Consider the following 18,675-nt stretch of genomic DNA (forward strand, 5'->3'; position numbering starts at 1 on the left):
CATGAGTATTACTGTCTTGTCTTTTCTAGCATTGCTCCCCATCTTGACGGTTGCAATTCTCTTGGTTGGATTTAGAATGCCTGCCAAGTATAGTATGCCAATTGGTTTTTTACTTACTGCTGTAATTGCAAAACTGGCTTGGAAGCTTTCCATACTCGATATCATTGCATCTTCCATCCAGGGATTGTTTATCACTTTCGATATTTTATATATTGTCTTTGGCGCAATTTTCCTCCTGACACTACTTAATTATTCCGGAGCTATCAAAGTTATCAGAAATGGTTTTTCTGGCATCAGCGAGGACAGGAGAGTTCAGGTGGTCATTATAGTCTGGCTGTTTGGTTCCTTCATTGAAGGTGCCGCGGGATTTGGTACGCCAGCTGCTATTGTAGCCCCATTATTATTGGCGATGGGATTTCCGGCTATGGCAGCTGTGATGTTGGGATTGATGGTCCAGAGCACCCCTGTGACATTCGGCGCAGTGGGTACACCTATTTTGGTGGGAGTAAGGGGTGGCCTGGAAAGCCCACAAATGGAAAACCTATTGGCTACTGCTGATATTGGATATGTTGAATACCTTCAGATGGTTACCACCAATTCTGCTATTCTACATGCCCTGGTAGGTACAATCATGCCCTTTTTCATGATCTGTATGATGACAAGGTTTTTTGGTGAAAATAAAAGCTGGAAAGAAGGCTTTGAAATGTTTCCATACGCGATTTTTGGAGGCTTGGCCTTCACAATTCCTTATCTTCTAACAGGGATATTTTTAGGACCCGAATTCCCCTCCATGTTGGGAGCCTTGGTAGGACTAATGATCATCGTTCCTGCCACCAAAAAGGGATTCCTTCTTCCAAATAAAACTTGGGATTTTGCTGAAAGAAGTACCTGGCCAAAATTGTGGTTTGGAAATCTAAAGGTGAACATTAACCAATCAAAAGACAAAGCGAAATTCTCCCTTTTCATTGCATGGTTTCCTTATATATTACTGGCATTGATTCTGGTGATCACCCGAATTCCCCAGCTTCCTGTCAAATCTTTGCTATTGGCATTTGAAATTGGTTATCAAAATATTCTTGGAACCCATATTTCAGCAACCAGTACACCACTTTATTTGCCAGGTACCATCTTGATAGTAGTTGCAGTTGTATCCTTTTTCTTGCATAAAATGGATTGGCGAGATTTTTCAACTTCATTTGTTCAAAGCTCTAAAATGATTTTAGGAGCCGGATTTGTACTGGTATTTACCATTCCAATGGTAAGGATTTATATCAACTCCGGTATAAATCCACAAGAAATCCCCGGCATGCCTATAGTGATGGCAGAATGGGTTGCTTTAAAAGTCGGTATGATTTATCCATTGTTTGCACCTTCAGTCGGTGCATTAGGGGCTTTTATTGCAGGGAGCAACACGGTGAGTAACTTGATGTTCGGATTGTTTCAATTTGGAGTGGCTGAACGGCTATCCATGCCAACCACCATTATGGTAGCCTTACAGGCCGTTGGTGCTGCTGCCGGAAATATGATAGCCATTCATAACATAGTGGCTGCTGCAGCAACAGTTGGTTATTTGGGCAAAGAAGGTTTGATATTAAGATTAACTATACTACCCACACTTTACTATGTTTTGTTGGTTGGCCTTTTGGGTTTAATCTGCTTGCATATTTTGGATCTTCAAAATTTATTATAATCAAAACTAATCGTTTCAAATCTCCTAAGGAATGAAAACTTTCTATAAATATTTATCGGCATTTTTATTATTAGCACTAGTTAACCTATCATGTAGTAAACCAAAGGACAAAGACAATATGAATATGACAGAAGAGGAAATTTCTGATTGGTATAGCCAAAAGAAATGGCTGGGTCAATCCCAACTTGACCCACATCCTAGTATTGAACAAGAAGCTTTCGCCAAATATTATTTTTCAAACCAACAGCTTTGGGACAAAGCTTTTGATTATTTGAATCATACTGATTTTGATAACCTGGAACTAGGAATTCATGAAATCCAAGGAAGGGAATTGTTCGTCATGGTTACGGCATACGACACAAAATTACCGGAAGAGGTTTTTTTTGAAAACCATAAAAACTACACAGACATCCAATATGTGGTCACAGGTCGTGAATATATTGGATTAACTGACATTGAAAGCACAAAGATCCGTACTCCATACGAAGAAGAAAGAGATATTACTTTTTATGAAGTGACAGGCAGTATTAACCTGTCTGCCCATCCAGGTACATTTTTTATCTTTTTCCCTCACAATGTTCATTGTCCTGCCTTAAGAATAGACCAAGCTGAAAAAGTAAAAAAAATTGTCATCAAAGTGAAAAACAAATGAGAGAATTGGATTTTTTGGGTTATGGGTTAGGGAAAATCAGCCTAGTATCTAGGCTGATTTTTTTAGGGTTCAGAAAGGAAAATCTTTAACTGGAAAAAAGTAATCTTCAGGAGGTTGAAGATTTGACTTTTATTGTTCAAGTGTTGTTGGTTTTCTGGCAAGATTCATTCAAATCAAGTGAAACTGTAATGTTACCGCTTATTTGGAGTACAAGTAAAAAAGATAATACTAGATTGATTGTGTAATTTTTGAAACCACTGTTTCTCTGAGACAGTGTTTTTTTGATTTATGTACAAGTGGAGCAATGTCTAGGTGTAGAATGGTTAAGTCGCCGGGACCGAAGAAACTGTCTTTTTAACCCCGAATGGCGGTAAAGGGAAATTGGAAAAAGTATGGGAATCAGGGGAGCAATTTGCACGGGGATACTGATATTTCGCTCCGCCGCGGCGGACTTTTGGTCTACCCCCTGAAATTTTTTGTTTTGAAGAGGAGGTTCTCCCTCCCATTTCGGTAATGGAAACTCTCTATCCTAAGAGATCCGTGACCGAAATGCCCCACCTATTCCATTTTTTACCATGGGCTGCGGTGCATAGAGATTTGTGTAGGTATGAAAATCAGAGAAGCACCTTACCCACGGCTACCAAGATTTCGCCCCGATGGGGCTTACTTTATCAGACACTTTTAGGGAAGGGAGAATCCCTACTAAATGATTGCCGTTGGGTTTAGGATTCCATTACACATCTATCTCAACCAAATTTCTATTGTTTCGACAAAAGTCCCCCTTCAGGGGGATTAGGGGCAAACTCTGCGAACATTGCGATACCTTCGTGTCCATCGCGGTAAAAAAAATCTCCCTTACCATTTCGGTATTGGAGATTCTTCTATTTACAAAATCCGTGACCGAAATGCCTCACCTATTCCATTTTTTACCATGGGCTCCGGTGCAGGGAGATTTGAAACGGTATGGAAATTGGTTTAGCACCTTACCCATGGCTTCTATATTTCGCCCCGATGGGGCTGCTTGTTGTAGACCTTCTGCGTCAATCTGCGATATCTGCGGGAGAAAATTAAACTTACTATTCTCTGTTCCCTCTGTGTGCTTAGTGGTAAATAAAAATCTCCCTTACCATTTCGGTATTGAGGTTTCTCATTCTTATGGGATTCGTAACCGAAATACCCAAGTCACCGCCATTTTGTCCCCGGGTGGCGTTGCATGAAGTTCAGAAGAAAGAAATTAAATTGGAGAAGCACCTTGCCCGGGGTTATTAATATTCAGCCCGCTTCGGGGCTGCTGGTCTACCCTCTGCCCCTTTTTGGGCTTTCTTTCCCTTGAGTGTTGTTTCAAGTCTTTTTATGGAAAAAAAGAAAACCGAACAGGCATATCCAAATAAAAAAAGGGCCTTTTGGCCCTTTTTTTATTGTAACCTGAATCGGATCGGAACCCGCATTTTGACTTTTACTGGCAATCCGCCATTCCGTCCGGGAATCCAATTCTCGGCTTCTTGGATTACCCTGATGGCTTCCTCATCACAACCTGCCCCGATTCCTCTGATTACCTCTACGTCTTCAATTTTGCCGTATTTGTTTACTACAAAAGACACATAGACCGTCCCTTCGACTCCCATGCGTCTTGCCTGAGTCGGGTATTTCATGTTTTTGGATAAGTATGCGTTCCATGATTCCATGCCTCCCGCAGGTTGGGGCATCACTTCCGAAAAGTCAAGCAAGACATCTGCCGGTTCCACCACAGGTGGTCCCTCCAATACAATATCGGGAGTAGCTTCGGTGCCCAAGTCGATGACGATGTCGCCGTCTGGAATGTCAATATTATCAGGGACGATTTCGATGACGGGATTGATGATTTTTGGTGGAGGTGGGGTTTGGAAAGTGAGGGGCACTTCCGGGATATTTTCTTCCCCAAAAAGAATATCGGACTCATCAATAATCCTGTGGTGCATTATTTCTGTTTTCCATTCAAAAGCAAACAGCAGCAAAGACAAACTGATACAAAGACCAATATTGAGGAAATAACCTCTTTTTTGGTCAAGATCTGAAGAAGGGTTTTTCTTGGTTTCCATGGTCTTATATTTTGGTGTCCATGAATTTAAAAAGAGTTGACCACTAATCCGTCAATTTAACTAATTTTACAATATTAAAAGATGTTAAAAAAAATCGACCACAGTCGACGGACGACAGTCCACTGCCGCTGCAATTGGACTTCAATCCAAGTTTAATTTGGATACCGGCAAGAGGGCGTCAATACAAAAAAATAAGGGGCTTGCGGCCCCTTATGTATTTTATCCAAGTTTGAATCTTATCGGAAGTCTCATCCTAACCCTTACCGGGCGACCTCTTTGCTTGCCCGGAGACCATTTTGGAGCTCCTGAGACAACTCTTAGCGCTTCTTCGTCACAACCTCCACCGATACCTCGGAGAAGTTCAACGTCCTGTACAGATCCGTCGGTATTCACAACGAATACCACATATACTGTTCCTTCTATACCCATCCTTCTTGCTTGGGTAGGGTATTTCAGGTTTTTACTGAGGTATTGATTCCATGCTTCCATACCCCCTGGAAATTCCGGGGAATTTTCAACCACGTCAAAAATCTCGTCAGCCTTCTCCACTACAGGAGCATCTGCAATGACTACTTCTTTGATCACTGTTTCTTCCTGTACGTCAACGTCGAAGTTAACTTCTATTTTTTCCTCGATTTCCACTTCATCAGGTATCTCCTGGATGACAGGCTGCTCGATCGGTGGTGGTGGCGGTGGTGGCTGTTCTGTAATCGGAATATCCAACAGTTCTTCAAATTCATCGGTCACGCTACCCAGATCTTTCAAATTCCTATCGTCGTAGGATTTGTATTCAAAAGCAAATAGGCATAACCCGACGCTAATGGCTAATCCAAGATTCAGGAACATTCCTGATTTTTTGGATAAATCCGCTTCTGGCGTCTTTTTAGCTTCCATGGTTGTTGATTTATAAGGTTAATAATTTTTTACAATTAAAGAGATAACAATTTTAGCCATTTATTTTAATTATTACAAGAGTTCAGATTGCCTTGCATAAAATTATTGGACCAATTAGCCTAATTATTTCTCCAATTTGCTGAGGCGCGAATTAAAATTTGGATGCATTGTTTTATAAGCAGATTAAGCATTGGTTTATTTTATTTTGACCGGCATTGACTGTATCAAAACCAATAAGTAAAATGGCTATGCTCCAAACTACTTTATGGGAATTATGCGCCTACGAGTTCGGAATATTCTTCAAAAGACAATAGGTCCGATGGAGCTTCACCTGAGAATCTCACCTTGATCATCCATCCTGATTCGTATGGGGAATCATTTACCAACTCAGGGGAAGATTCCAACTCTTCGTTGAATTCGATGATTTCACCTTCCAAAGGCATAAAAAGATCTGATACAGTTTTCACAGCTTCGACAGTACCAAAAACTTCACCTGCTGCGATGGTTTCACCGACTGTTTCCACTTCGACGTACACGATGTCCCCGAGTTCCCTTTGTGCAAATTCTGTAATGCCGATGACAGCAATGTCATTTTCAATTCTGACCCATTCGTGGTCTTTTGTGTACTTGAGCTCCTTTGGAAAATTCATATCGGTTTTAATTTTAAAGTGTCCAAAAATACAAGGTTTCGACAAATGTAAAAACCTATTGTGCTAAATTAAATCGTAATTGTCCGCCAAAGGCTGTAGAGCTTCTACGGAAGGCAGTAGTGACTCTTGGGTCGTTGATGGTTCTGTCAAAGTAGAGGGTAATATTCAGACTTTTGCTCACAATATACCCAATGGTCGGTCTGATCTGGATATTCAGGTTTCCATTGGTGACCGTGCTTTCTCCTTCGATTTTTCGCTGAACCTGTCTTGTGTCCACGACTTTGGTACTCAATCTAAATTGTAAGTCATTTTCCAAAATCTCCTGTCTTCCTTTGATCTTGAAAGGAATTTTTACTCCTGCTTTGGTGTATCCCAAATCAAATCCAAAATCCCGGCTGGTCTGTTCTGTGACTTGGGCATTCGAGAAATTCAATCCAAGATTCCTCTCGGAATTGTATTCCATGACGATATTGAGACGGTCTTTCGTCAGGAGGTTCACACCTATCAGCGGAGCAAACCGCTCGGAGAGGACCACCTGATTCAATATAAAAATGGGGATATATTCACCAAACTCGTTGGTGAGGTTTGCTCCCGGGATATTCCTGATGCTGTTGTAGAGTTCCAATCCTTTGTTATACAAGAGTGAGTTTGAAAAATTGCTCACATCGTAAGAGGAGGTATAGGCATGGGTCAGGCTGATGCTGGAGAAATATTCCTTCAGAGCAGGTACCTGACTCAGACCTTTGTAATCAACCCTCCAGTTTGGAATCGGGATTTTGGGGAATGGATTCAGATCGATTGTATTGGGATCCCTTCCGGAGTAGGCTGAAAGGAATGACAGGGTCAAGACATCCTGACCATTGATTGAATACTCTCCGCCGGGATTCAGTGCATTGAGTCTGGACTGGATGATATTTCTGTTTTGTTCAAAATCAGTAAAGAGGGGAGAGTTGTTGTTTTGGTCGTCCCTTGCTAAAGTGGTTTTGATAATCGAATACGTGATGCTGTATGCTCCTGATCTGTTTGGACTCAGAGAACCGAATTGTCCCGGATTATCCGGTGAGTTTCTGAAAATTTCGGTATAGTCTCCTGTTTCCCTTTTCTTGGCATCCAAGGTGATGTTGAAATCTTTGAACGGCACTACCAAGCCGGTAATCTGAAGATTTTTGGTCTGGTTTTGTCTAAACAACTGGGTCATTTGTGTACTTGGAGCCATTAGGTTTTGCTCCGCAAGACTCAAGCGGATATTCGGGTCCTGACTTCCAAAAATAAATCCAAAACCCGGATTCATAAAGCTTCTGTCTAATCCCAATAAGCCGGTCTCCGGCATAAATCCCGGCAAAAATGTCCCTTCCACCACTGAATACCTAAAGTTGATATCCTTGATCATGGTGAGGAACTGAATCGTCTTTCTGGTGAAAGGCGTACCAATGGTATCTTCGGCACTTACTGTTGTTCTCCCGGGAATACTTGGCCGCTTGGGAGCATTCAATGCCCTGTATTTGGCACTTTTATTATACAGTTTGACAAAATCAAGTTTACCCACAATAGATCTGTCTCTGGTGTTTTGGATGACATTTCCCAAGGTATCCCGCTGTCCGATGGCACCGGTCAGCCATGAATAAGTGGCGGCATATTTGTAATCCATTCCTATCCAATCCAAAGCACCGATTTTATCCAAAGGCAATTTGTAATTGACATTGACCTGGTGGTTGTAATTGGTTGTTCTGCCAAAGTTTCGGATGTTGTTTCGCAGAGAATCTCTCTTGGTTTCAGAATCGATATCTCCATCAGGCTCGTCGACTACTGCCAATACCCTGCTGAGGTAATCTACCCGCAGGTTTTTGGTGAGGTCCCAATTGAGGTTATAGGTACGGTTGATGAAGAAACTTTTTTGGAAGAATGGATCCACCCCATCGATAGTCAGTTGGTCGTTCCTGTATTGGGTACGCAAAAACCGTCTGTCGACGTCTACTCTGGCTGCAAAGGAAGTCGGGACAAAATTGAAATTCATGTCCCTGATGAGGCTGAATTTCTCGCCACCTGCCCAAGATGAATTTTTGAATGGCTCTAGGACAACAGGTTTTGGCTGGTACACATAGGCAATATTCCCCAGGTAGGTTTCAAAAAGGTAGCTTTCTGTATTGATGTTGCTCTGTCTTACCGAACCATGCGCATAAGAAAAAGAGAAGTTACTCAGGTCGTAGACGCGGGTTTTTTCCTGATTGGGATTTTTATTTTTCCGTACGTTGGTGAATCCGATGTTTCTTCGGGTCATTTGATCCAAAACCTGGTCTGTGTAAATCTGCCTCTCGGATTCGTTCTGGAATTTTTGCAGGGCAAGGTCAAAGAGTACGTCTGGGTTTAGTGGGTCAAACTGAGGTTTGGTGATCGCATTTTCGAAACTGATATACATCGGGATGGATACATTCAATCCTTCCGGTAGGATTTTGTGGAGGTTGACATTGGCGGACACATCATATTGTGTGGCGGAAGTTACCGCTCTCTGAGACAGTCTGGTCTCTAAGCCACCAAAGCCAAAAGTATTATGCCTCACTGAGGTCGATATGGTGGCTACATCGGCAATCTGGGCATTGAGTCTGGCATTGGCAGCCCAACCGGTAGATTGCTTGTATCCGGTCAGCCTCAATTCATTTGCCCAAATACAAATGGACTTGGAAGCACCGCTTCCGGTTCCGGGATTCCTGATTCCTATCATCAAGCCCTGAATCAGATTTAATTCAGGCCGTCCCACGACTGTCACTTTGTATTGCCTGATGTTTTGGGAAAAGGCAAGATTTAAAGGAACCCTGTTGTTATCCCTTTCTATTTTGACTCCCACGATCTCATTGATGGCAATATCGATTTCATTCTCTTGGGGCCAGATCTGGAGTGGATCTCTGGTGCCTTTTGGAGTGATATTGAGGGGAACTTCGATTTCGTAATAGTTGTCTGTGTAATCTGTACCCAATCTCAAAAAGGCAGTCAATTCACCATCCTGGGCATCTTCACTGTCGGCGTGGATAAACATTTTCATCCGCTCAAACTGCACCATGTTCAATGAGTTCGCATTTTTGAAAACAGCACGGGCATCTTTTGCCTGAAGGTCTTCCACGCAAAGTCGGATGGATTGCTCGTTCAAAACCCTTTCTACAGAAGCGAGGTTGTCCCGGTCCCTGACAATGCCCGGGGGCAAAACATAGGGACTTTGGGTGGCGCTTCCCTGTCCGTTGTCTTCAATATTGACCACATCGACACTGAAGTTGGAATTGTCAGGTTCGGGCACTTCAAAGAATCCCCTTTCATACAAAGATTCCAAAAATACCCGCCATTGACTTGCTACCAAGCGGAAGTTTGCCATCCGGAGGACTACAGGTTGCTCAAAATCTGTCAGGTAAGTTCTCATATACCTGATGGACTTGAAGCCGGAGATGTCTCCCTGAACCCTATCGGGAGTCCTTACCGGAATTCTGAATAAATACCAATCGACCCGGTCGCCGCTTTGGCTGGAGGTGACTTTGTCTACAATGTAGTTTTTGCCCACTTCCATTTCCCCTGGTCTGAGGTCAATTTCATATTCGTAGTAGGCTTCCAGTTCATTGACGGTGTTGTCATTATTCAGGTCTTCATTGTCCGGAAGGTTGGACCCTGCAGGTACAAATGACAAGTTGCTGTTATTGGAAATGGGGGTATTCCCATCCATGCCGTTGAATTTCTTATACCTTTCCAGGATTTTGATATTGTTATTGTCAAGTTCGGGACCTAAATAGTATTGGAAATTATCAGCCGAAGGGTCATTTTTGATCGTCTGCAATGCAGGTGGACTTACGTTTAACCTGTCTATAAACCGGCTTCTGAAAAATTCCTCTTCTTCTTCATTCCTTAATCCGTCCATACCCACGTCTTGGTTCACCCTGGATTCGGGTGAATTATCAAAAGCGGGAATCAGGAATTGCTGTTGGGTGATTTTACCCCATTCGGTGACATTGGCATTATCCGGATTTCCGTCTGCAGGGAGGCCATTCTCAAAACCATGACGTCCGTCTTTGATGACATCTTCCGATACCTCCCCTAGGTTGAATATCAATTTTCCACCGGTAGTGTTGTTTTGGTTGAATTTCCCGTCCAAAACCCGTCCGTTTTCCCCTTCAATAAATGGATCAAGCATCCAGAATTCCAAGAACTCAATATTGGTTCTGTCAAAATCGACTTCAGTCGTAATCGGTCTGGTAACACCGCCATAATTCTGTCTTGGATTTGGAAGGAATCCTTCAGTTGTCAGGTTGGGATTGTAATTGTACATTCCTCTTTCACTTGGGAAATAGGCAAGTTCAAAAAGTGGTTCAGGTACCACAATGACATCCCTGTCCCTGTTTTGGAAGATTTCCTGTGGCAATACCCTTCGGACATAATGGTTGATGCGGTCCTCTTGGTTGATATTGGCAGGTACATCCGCGCCCCCTTCTCTATAGAAAATATTGTCAATATTGTACCAAGCTACTTTTGCCCTGCGATAGGCATTGCCCAATCTGTCGGCAGTGATGGGGCTCAAGTCAAATAGATTGTTATCGGTTTTTGGGGTCGCTGCCAGGTGCCAGGTCTGTGCAGCCGATCCGCCAAGACCGTAAGGGGTAATGGCTGTTTCGAAGTCATCGATGTAGTTGGTAGGTTCGCCCAAAACCTGGTTGGAAGTACCCGGGAGAAGCTGCGCAAATTCCCCACTGACCTGAATCAAAGATTTTTCCTTGGTATCGGTAAAGGGAAGGGCATCTGCCAATTTGGTCAAAAAGCGGGATTCATCGCTGAAGTTGGCGTCCAAGCCCCACATACTGTTCCTGAGTGTTTCATTCCCAATGGCAATCCTCGTGATATTCGGACGCTCATTCAGATACAAGAAAGTACCTCCGATATTGAATTTGTCATTGAGGATATAGTCAAGCCTCGTTCCCAACAAACTCCGTGTCTGAAACGAAACCAAATCTGCTTTTTCAAAACTGATAGAGATCCTTTTTCCGGATTGCAGGATCCCTTCATTGATGATATTGACGCGTCCAAAATTATAATCAACTGTAAAATCCACCCCTTCTGCCAAAGGGATATTTCCCGCCATCACGATCACCGAACCGGGTGATATGTTCAATCCAGGCAAAAGTATTTCTGAGGCTGAACCCGCCGTGAGTCTTCCTTTGATAAAAAACTTGTCATATCTGGTGACCAGTTCTGCATCTGCAAGGGTAGTACGGTAAAGGGTGTCAAAAACATATTTATTGGCTAGGTTGGCTTCATTTGGTAAAAACTGACTGCGAAGTGTCTTTCCAAATGGTTCCAAAACAGGAAACACCAAAAGGCCCCGTTCAGGAAAAATGGTAATCCCGGGAATAAAGTCAAAGTTGCCGTCAGGTGCAGGGTCATTTTGGGGGTTGAGGTTGTCCAAGCCTGTCAGCCGGATCAGGGGTCTGTTTTTCACATTTTCACCTTCCAATAGCGTCGGGTTATCAAGTCCTGTCCTGTCATCCCGATAGATCACCTGAAGTTGAAAACCTTCCTGCTGGATTTGGTTGGCATTCAGGTTATAGATGTTTTTCATCATCAGATCCCAAGTCGGTATCTTGATGTTGATCCTTGCGGGCCTCAGCATTTTTAGGAAAATGAGGTCGCTGATGGGTCGGTTTTGATAATCTTCTGACAATTCACCGACCTTATAGACCTGTCCGTTGTAGGTATATTCATAAGAAACCGCCAAGACTTCATCGTTTTGAAGCCTTCTGGAAAGTGAAATGTAGCCAAGTTCGCGGTTGAACTGGTATTCTGTCGGGGCAAGTTTCCTGGCACCGTTGACCTGCTCAAAATCTATTCCCCTCGTAAGACCCAAGTTGGATTCGATGGCGCCCGAACCTGTATCGAATGGTCTGAAAGCTGGGTTTCCGTTGAGCTTATCAAAAAGCAAGTTGGCTTGGTTGAATGCCGGCGCGCCGGGGTTGCCGGTTCCAATGTTTGGGTTTTCAGGTTTGTAAATCCTCGAGCCTTCAGCGAGATCGATGAAAGCCGTAAAATTTCGAAGGGTTTCCGTGTTTTGGGCCCGGTTCATGATGTAAACCTCCACCCTGGTAATGTTGAGCCCTGATAGAATCTGTGGCAGACCTCTCAGCCATTGTTCATAATTGTCCCTGAAGAAGTGTGCCAAGAAAAAGTGGCGGTTTTCATCATAAGAGGATCCCTGCACTTCAAATTGTCTTCCCTGTCCCCCTGCTTCTATGACAAGTTCATCCCGTCTGCCCCGTTGGGTGGAGGCAACACCGGTGACGAATAATTTTCCAAATTGAAGCTGTGTTTTGACACCGAATAGATTCTGGGCTCCTTGAATCAGGCTGTTTTGAACAGGCATGCTTACATTTCCGATTTCGATGGATTTGATGATGTCTTCTTCGAATCCGGTGTATTCTGCCTTAAGTTGGTTTTGGAAATCAAAGGAGTTGTTGGAATCGAAGTTGGCTCCGATCTTTAACTTTTGGCCCAAAGTACCGTTGACGGCCATTTGGATCTGCTGGTTGAAGTTGAAATTCCCGTTTTGTTGCTGTCTGACGGGAATGGAGGGGTTGTCTATTCTCCTGAAAATCGCACCCAAATCCAAGTCCACAAAACCTGTCGGGGTGATATTGATGTCACTCCCGCCAAAAATCCTGTCAAGACTAGGGCTTGTGGTAATGGGCGGAATCAGATTTCTGCCGCTGACGGGACTTTCGCCGTCAAGTCCTTTGGACCTGCTTCTCCAATATTCCTGTCTGACCCTAAATTCCTGAATTTTTGAAAATTCATCAAAATCATATAACTCTCCGGGTTCTGTGTCCGTAGAATCCATCTGATCTTGAATCCTATATCTTGGGATAGAATCCATTTCCACCTGAATATTGGGTTGGATCGGATTCATCTGGTAAAAAGGGGAGTACTTTGGCAGATAACGGTTCTGGGATGGATATAGGGGATTTGTCCTCATATTTTGCCAAAGCAAAAATGAAGGGAGCATTCTCCTTTTATTCAAAGAATCAATTCTGCTTTGAATGCTGTCGGTTGTTGTTTCCTGTGCTTGTATATTTCCAAAAAACAATAAACAATAGACCAGAATCAGAAGACCTATTGGTTTCAAAAGGGGTGTTGCGCTTTTTTTTGAAAAAAATTGCGGATACAAAAGGCAGTCGGGTTTGTGATGATTACGGGTTTTTTAAAGATGCTTTAATTAATTCTTCCAAAGAAATTTCCGGACCGGTTTTTTTCAAAACTGTTGCGATGTTTTTTTCTGCAACCGCCTTGGTAAACCCTAATGTCAGCAAGGCTTGTAACGCCTCTTCTTTTGTTTTATTGTTGGTTTTTGAAAAGGAGGTCGTCGGAATGATCGCGTCTCCAAATGATTCTTTTTTGATCTTGTCCTTCAATTCCAGGATTATTCTCTGGGCTGTTTTCGTCCCCACACCTTTGACATTTTGGATGGTGCGTGCATCCTCATTGACAATGGCACTTTCGAGTTCTTCTGAAGTCAAAGATGATAAGATCATCAAGGCGGTATTGGGGCCGACCCCCGAAATCGAAATGAGGTTCAAGAACAGTTTTTTCTCAGAATCATGGCTGAATCCGTAGAGGGTATGGCCATCTTCTTTGATACTTAAATAAGTGAGGAGCATAATTTGCTCCTCATCTTTGATATTTGAATAGGTCTGAAGTGAAATCCTGACCTGATAGCCTACTCCGGAAATATCGACTATGACAAATGTGGGGTCTTTATAAGTCAGCTTCCCTTTTAGATATGCAATCATGCTTTAATCCTTGGTTTGGGCATCTACCACAGCGATAGCTACCATGTTGATAATATCCCTGATAGAACTTCCAAGCTGTAATATATGAACAGGTTTGTTCATACCCAACAGGACCGGACCGATTGCTTCCGCATTTCCAAGTTCCGAAAGCAACTTATAGGCGATGTTGCCTGAGCTCAAGTCAGGGAAGATCAGGGTGTTTACTTTGTGTCCAATCAATGAGCTGAAGGGATAGGTTTCTTTTTGGATTTCTTCATTCACGGCAACGTTGGCCTGCATTTCCCCTTCGATAACAAGCTCCGGATACCTTGCTTTGGCCATAGCCGTCGCAATGGAAGTTTTGGAGGCCACGTCACCTTTTGCCGAACCGAAATTTGAATAGGAAAGCATGGCGACTTTTGGCTCAATGTTGAAAAACCTGACGCCACTTGCGGTCAATCCTACTATTTCCACCAATTGCTCGGCGGTGGGGTTTACATTGACCGTGGTATCCGAGAAGAAGAATGGCCCTTTGGAGGTATTCATGATGTACATTCCCGCTACCCTGTTGACATCCGGTTTGACACCGATTACCTGCAAGGCAGGAAGGATGGTTTTTGGGTAATCTTTGGTCAGACCTGAAATCAAGGCATCGGCTTCACCGAGCTCGACCATCATGGCACCGTAATAATTTCGGTCTTTCATCAGGCGGATACATTCTGCTGGAGTCAGACCTTTTCTCTTTCTTTTTTCGTAAAGGATATTTCCAAAAAGCTTGAGTTTTTCTTCGTCCATATAAGGATCGATGATGGTCACGCCTGTCAGATCCAAATTATGTTCCTCAATGAGCGAGTCGATTTTTTCTTTATTTCCCAATAAAATGGGAATAGCGACGCGCTCGTCTCTCAAAAGCTGGGAAGCTTTGAGGATTTTGACGTTGTCGGCCTCTGCAAATACCACTCGTTTTGGGTTTTTCTTCGCTCTAGTCACTACTCTGAGCATGAGTCTTTGGTCAATACCAATTCTTTCTTGGAGTTCAAGATTATATGCTTCCCAATCTGTGATCAGCGTTTTGGCGACTCCTGAATCCATGGCTGCTTTGGCTACGGCCGGAGCGATGGTGGTGATCAACCTTGGATCCAATGGCTTTGGAATCAAGTAGGTTTTGCCAAAAGTAATTTTATTGTCGCCGTAGGCCCTATTCACGATATCAGGAACGGATTCTTTGGCCAAAGCGGCAATTGCCATTGAGGCAGCAAGTTTCATTTCTTCATTGATCGAAGTAGCCCTCACGTCGAGTGCCCCACGGAAAATATATGGAAAACCAAGGACGTTATTCACCTGATTGGGATAATCGGATCTTCCTGTTGCCATGATAATATCGTCGCGCGTGGCCATCGCAAGGTCGTAAGCAATCTCGGGATCTGGATTGGCCAAAGCAAAAACAATGGGATGTTTTGCCATGAGCAGGATTTGCTCTGGATGTACAGAATTGGCTGATGACAAACCCAGAAAAACATCTGCACCCGTCATCGCCTCTGTCAGTGTATGCAGATCACGGGATGTGGCAAATTCCTTTTTTGTTTCATTCAAATCCGGATTGTCTTTTCTGATGGGTCCTTTTCTATCACACATGATGATATTCTCAGGTTTTACACCCAATGCCTTATAAAATCTGGTACAAGCAATAGCCGAAGCACCTGCCCCATTTACTACCAATTGAATTTCTTCGATTTTCTTGCCCACTACTTCCAGGGCATTCAACAATGCCGCACCGGAAATAATGGCTGTTCCGTGTTGGTCATCATGCATGACCGGGATATTCATTTCCCTTTTAAGGGTCTGTTCGATTACAAAACACTCAGGAGCTTTGATGTCTTCGAGATTGACACCGCCGAAAGTAGGCTCGAGGGATTTGATGATGTGGATTAGTTTTTCAGGATCAGTTTCTGCGATCTCGATATCAAAAACATCTATTCCTGCAAATTTTTTGAAAAGGACACCTTTTCCTTCCATCACAGGTTTGGATGCTTCAGGTCCTATATTTCCTAATCCAAGTACTGCCGTACCGTTGGAAATGACAGCGACCAAGTTTCCTTTGGCAGTATATTTATAAACATTTTCTTTGTTATCGGCTATTTCCAAGCAAGGTTCTGCCACTCCCGGCGAATAAGCAAGTGCCAGATCCAACTGGCTTGAAAGTGGCTTGGTGGGTACTACTTCGATTTTTCCGGGTTTCCCCTGTGAATGGTAATTGAGAGCGTCTTGTTTTCTGATTTTAATAGCCATAAAGGTTTATTGTTAAAATGTATCAGCTCGCCTGTTCTTTTTCAGCAAGAAGGTCAGTGGCCAATAATATTGTTTCTATTTCTCGGATTGATTCACGATGTGCTTCATTGGGATAATAGACAAATCCCTCCATGTAGTAAAGTTTGCCCTTTTTTGCATCCACTATCACATACGCCAAAAAAGATCCGCCCATACTCAGGTTATTGGTTTTCCATCCTCCCCGTATTTCAATGCTGTAATTATCATTGATCAGAAAATTTTTGAAAATAGGAGATGGGTCCACTTTTTCAATGATGAGATAGGAATTTTGGTTATTGGGATCGCCGTAAATGTGTTTTTTGGCGATTTTATCCCTCAATGCGATGAGAGAGTCCGGGAAAACCTGAAGTTCAGAAGTATAGTCTGTCGCATAGAAAAACAGGCTGATATCGGGTCTTTGCGTGGTAGGGGTAGGCTGTCTCAGCCACAAAAAATCATCCTCAGATTTCACCACTTGATAAGATGCAGGAACATTGATGTCCAAACCCAATTTTTCCGACATTGCATTGGCTTCAGAGCTTTTCCTGGCCATCAATAGTTTTTCCAGTCTCTCCCTTTCTCTCACTTGGAACAAGTTCTGAAGTTTTGTTTTGTTTTTCCTCAGGTTGGCGATTAATTCTTCATCATTGTTTCCGAAAAGGTAAATTACTTCTTGCCCTTGGGCAAACTCATCTTCATTTCTTAACAAATAAAGACTTGGATCATTGGCGGCTTTTTCTTTGGCTTCTTTGGTGAAAATAGCGTTGATATTTTGACTTCCGCTGTTTCTGTCATCAAAGGTGGTAACATATATGATGTTTGTAGAGCCTCTAAACAGTCTTGACATTGCTCTTGGATCCACCTTTCTCACATCAAACATACTTTCACCCCTGATCAAACCTGGGACATCACCCTCAAAAACATCCCTGATGGCATCACCTACTGGACCGTCCCACTTCACTGAATCAATCGCTAAAATGATTTCCCCGATTGCCCCCCTTGCCTTAGGCTTGGTGGAAGAGGATCCTTCGCCTTCCTCACAGCCCCAAAAAGCAAAGGAAGCAATGATGATTATCATTGATAAGGTTGTTGTTTTTAAATTTCCCATAATATATTTTTTATAACAGCTACAATTTAGGAATAAGAATTGCCATGAAAAAATTTTACTAATCAAATAGGTTAACCAATTTTCAATTTTTGGCCAGGTTTGATTTGATTTGAATTGAGGTTGTTGAGTTTTTTGATCTGATCAATGGTTATTCCATTGAATTTCTTCGAAATGATCCAAAGTGAATCACCTGGTTGTACTGTATAAAATTGGGGTGTTTGGGCGGGTGAGGAGGCGACGTTGGCAAGGTTGGAGTCGAAGGAACTTTCTTTTTTGTAAATGGCTAGTTTTTGGCCCACTTTGATGGTATTTGACGGGAGGTTGTTCCAGTTTTTAATGTTGGTGACAGTTGTACCATGCTTTTGAGCAATGGATCCGAGTACGTCACCTGACTTCACCACATAGGTGATTTTGTTTTGGTTTGCAGGGGCTTTGTTTGTTGTGGCTGCCACAACAGCAGGCTTGGGTGTATTCGTGGTGGTGATAGCATTTGCTCTGAGAGCTACAGATTTTTCGGAAGTCAATTTGACTGCATCAGCAAACTGTTCTTTGTTTTCCGTAATGAACACTGCCTTTGATTTTGGCACATTGACAGCCATGGATTGGTTTGATGCAGGAATCATCCGGTTTTGGACAGCGGGATTAAGGTGTTCCAAATCTTCAATGCAGATCCCTGAAACCGCCGCAAGCTGCTCCAAGTCCAATTCTTGGTTGAACCTGATCTTCTCGTAAGCGATGGGGTAGGTGGGTTGTTCGAGGATCAGATTATGGTCCTCAGCGTATCTCATGACATACATCATGGCTTGAAACTGGGGCACATAACTTCTGGTTTCTTTTGGGAGGAAATCATAAACTCCCCAAAAAGTCTTTTTCCCTCCTGATCTTCTGATTGCTTTCCTGACATTGCCGGGGCCACAGTTGTAAGCTGCCAAGGCCAATTCCCAATCGCCAAACATCCTGTAAAGTGCTTTAAGGTATTTGGCTGCAGCATCTGAAGACAATTCCGGATCCATTCGCAGGTCTACGTCATTGTTGTAATCCAATCCGTAACTTTTGCCTGTGGCGGGCATAAACTGCCACAATCCCAACGCGCCAACGCGGGATTTTGCTTTGGGATTGAGTCCGGACTCGATAATAGAGAGGAATTTGATATCCTCAGGCATGTCGTGGTCCAAAAGAGCTTCCTCAAACATCGGGAAATAGATGTCTTTTCTTTGGATAACCATTTTGGTGTATTCCCGATTTCTGACTACAAAGTAGTTGATAAAGGAGAAAATCCTTTCATTCAATTCAAAAGGCATATCCGTTTCCATTGCGCTTATTTTTTTCGCAACCTCATTGTAAGTGAAATCAGGAATATGTTCGAAATGGTAAATTGGAACAATAGTCTCTTCCTCTATTGTCGCATTATTGATCCCGAATAATTCCTGACCGGAAACGAGGTGTTGAAAAAGAAAAATAAGTAGAAAAGTGGGCATTAAGGAGATAGATAGATTTTTCATTGGGCGG

At 43.0% G+C, this 18,675-nt stretch carries 10 protein-coding genes; 2 read left to right on the forward strand and 8 right to left on the reverse strand.

The window, feature by feature from the left end:
- Position 1 precedes the first annotated feature (1 nt).
- The gene (locus MMU05_RS04380; RefSeq protein WP_241140457.1) at positions 2-1,690 is read left to right on the forward strand and encodes an L-lactate permease; all 1,689 of its coding nucleotides are present in this window, start codon (positions 2-4) and stop codon (positions 1,688-1,690) included.
- Positions 1,691-1,721: 31 nt separating this feature from the next.
- Positions 1,722-2,342, forward strand: a complete 621-nt coding sequence (locus tag MMU05_RS04385) for a NanQ anomerase/TabA/YiaL family protein (protein WP_241140458.1) — start codon at positions 1,722-1,724, stop codon at positions 2,340-2,342.
- A gap of 1,415 nt (positions 2,343-3,757) precedes the next feature.
- Here MMU05_RS04385 and MMU05_RS04390 read toward each other — a convergent pair.
- From MMU05_RS04390 to MMU05_RS04425, 8 genes are all read right to left on the reverse strand, one after another.
- Entirely contained in the window at positions 3,758-4,420 is a 663-nt protein-coding gene (locus tag MMU05_RS04390) for an energy transducer TonB (RefSeq protein ID WP_241140459.1), read from the reverse strand.
- 219 nt (positions 4,421-4,639) lie between these two features.
- Entirely contained in the window at positions 4,640-5,314 is a 675-nt protein-coding gene (locus MMU05_RS04395) for an energy transducer TonB (protein WP_241140460.1), read from the reverse strand.
- 272 nt (positions 5,315-5,586) lie between these two features.
- Complete coding sequence (gene gcvH / locus MMU05_RS04400) at positions 5,587-5,964, reverse strand: glycine cleavage system protein GcvH (RefSeq protein WP_241140461.1); 378 nt, start codon at positions 5,962-5,964, stop codon at positions 5,587-5,589.
- A 55-nt stretch (positions 5,965-6,019) separates the two neighbouring features.
- Positions 6,020-12,958 (reverse strand): T9SS outer membrane translocon Sov/SprA, encoded by a 6,939-nt coding sequence (sov, locus tag MMU05_RS04405; RefSeq protein WP_241140462.1) that lies wholly within the window; start codon positions 12,956-12,958, stop codon positions 6,020-6,022.
- A gap of 214 nt (positions 12,959-13,172) precedes the next feature.
- On the reverse strand, positions 13,173-13,772 hold the full coding sequence (ruvA, locus tag MMU05_RS04410) for a Holliday junction branch migration protein RuvA (protein WP_241140463.1): 600 nt from the start codon (positions 13,770-13,772) through the stop codon (positions 13,173-13,175).
- A gap of 3 nt (positions 13,773-13,775) precedes the next feature.
- Positions 13,776-16,040 (reverse strand): NADP-dependent malic enzyme, encoded by a 2,265-nt coding sequence (locus MMU05_RS04415; RefSeq protein WP_241140464.1) that lies wholly within the window; start codon positions 16,038-16,040, stop codon positions 13,776-13,778.
- Between the two features lie 22 nt (positions 16,041-16,062).
- Positions 16,063-17,136 (reverse strand): DUF4837 family protein, encoded by a 1,074-nt coding sequence (locus MMU05_RS04420; RefSeq protein ID WP_241140465.1) that lies wholly within the window; start codon positions 17,134-17,136, stop codon positions 16,063-16,065.
- A 101-nt stretch (positions 17,137-17,237) separates the two neighbouring features.
- Positions 17,238-18,668 carry a lytic transglycosylase domain-containing protein gene (locus MMU05_RS04425; RefSeq protein WP_241140466.1) on the reverse strand — a complete coding sequence of 477 codons (1,431 nt, stop codon included), beginning with the start codon at positions 18,666-18,668 and terminating at the stop codon, positions 17,238-17,240.
- Between the last annotated feature and the right edge of the window lie 7 nt (positions 18,669-18,675).

Origin of the sequence: Cognataquiflexum rubidum (genome assembly GCF_022538115.1) — a bacterium.
Classification (GTDB): Bacteria; Bacteroidota; Bacteroidia; order Cytophagales; family Cyclobacteriaceae; genus Cognataquiflexum; species Cognataquiflexum rubidum.

Excerpts from the sequence above, each read along its gene's own strand:
- MMU05_RS04380 (WP_241140457.1), top strand. The coding sequence starts at position 2 with ATGAGTATTACTGTCTTGTCTTTTCTAGCATTGCTCCCCATCTTGACG.
- MMU05_RS04385 (WP_241140458.1), top strand. The coding sequence starts at position 1,722 with ATGAAAACTTTCTATAAATATTTATCGGCATTTTTATTATTAGCACTA.
- MMU05_RS04390 (WP_241140459.1), bottom strand. The coding sequence starts at position 4,420 with ATGGAAACCAAGAAAAACCCTTCTTCAGATCTTGACCAAAAAAGAGGT.
- MMU05_RS04395 (WP_241140460.1), bottom strand. The coding sequence starts at position 5,314 with ATGGAAGCTAAAAAGACGCCAGAAGCGGATTTATCCAAAAAATCAGGA.
- gcvH (WP_241140461.1), bottom strand. The coding sequence starts at position 5,964 with ATGAATTTTCCAAAGGAGCTCAAGTACACAAAAGACCACGAATGGGTC.
- sov (WP_241140462.1), bottom strand. The coding sequence starts at position 12,958 with ATGAGGACAAATCCCCTATATCCATCCCAGAACCGTTATCTGCCAAAG.
- ruvA (WP_241140463.1), bottom strand. The coding sequence starts at position 13,772 with ATGATTGCATATCTAAAAGGGAAGCTGACTTATAAAGACCCCACATTT.
- MMU05_RS04415 (WP_241140464.1), bottom strand. The coding sequence starts at position 16,040 with ATGGCTATTAAAATCAGAAAACAAGACGCTCTCAATTACCATTCACAG.
- MMU05_RS04420 (WP_241140465.1), bottom strand. The coding sequence starts at position 17,136 with ATGATAATCATCATTGCTTCCTTTGCTTTTTGGGGCTGTGAGGAAGGC.
- MMU05_RS04425 (WP_241140466.1), bottom strand. The coding sequence starts at position 18,668 with ATGAAAAATCTATCTATCTCCTTAATGCCCACTTTTCTACTTATTTTT.